This is a genomic window from Thomasclavelia sp. (genome assembly GCF_047249845.1).
Classification (GTDB): Bacteria; Bacillota_I; Bacilli_A; order Erysipelotrichales; family Coprobacillaceae; genus Thomasclavelia.
Map to the genome: position 1 here is coordinate 2,970 of NZ_JBKTWO010000104.1, position 522 is coordinate 3,491.

1 protein-coding gene is annotated in these 522 nt (G+C 26.4%); it reads left to right on the forward strand.

Annotated elements, in window-relative coordinates; all coding sequences use genetic code 11:
• Nucleotides 1-92 precede the first annotated feature (92 nt).
• Nucleotides 93-272 carry a hypothetical protein gene (locus ACLR9T_RS13585; protein ID WP_413110038.1) on the forward strand — a complete coding sequence of 60 codons (180 nt, stop codon included), beginning with the start codon at nt 93-95 and terminating at the stop codon, nt 270-272.
• The last annotated feature ends 250 nt before the right edge of the window (nt 273-522 follow it).

The window sequence follows — 522 nt, forward strand, 5'->3', positions numbered from 1 at the left end:
ATGGCCTTGGTTTTAGATATGCCTGATTAGGCCCATTAGAAGTTTCATATTTTGGATGATTAGATACTTTCTATCATATTAGTGATTATTTAATGAAAGATTTATGTGATAGCCACGAAATTCCTTCAGAGTTAAAAGAACACTATATGAAACATGAATATGGTGTTAAATGCCAACAGGGATTCTATGATTATCATAATGGAAAAGATGTTGAAGCCATAAAGCAAAGAGATGAAAATTTAATTAAAATATTTCATGCTTTATATAGATAGTTAAGATATCATAATTGTATTGACTATTTTCCTTCCTTTTTTAGGATTTTGAAATCAGCAATCATTATCCAAATATAAATACAATAATATGATATTTTATCTAAAGAAAGATATTTGACTTTTAGTTGAATATCTTTTTATCATATAATAAAATAAATGTTGGGAAGTGAAATCATGAAAATTATTGCATGTGTAGATAATGATATGGGTTTAATGTTTCATCAAAGAAGGCAAACACAAGATCGTATTG

Excerpts from the sequence above, each read along its gene's own strand:
- ACLR9T_RS13585 (WP_413110038.1), top strand. The coding sequence starts at position 93 with ATGAAAGATTTATGTGATAGCCACGAAATTCCTTCAGAGTTAAAAGAA.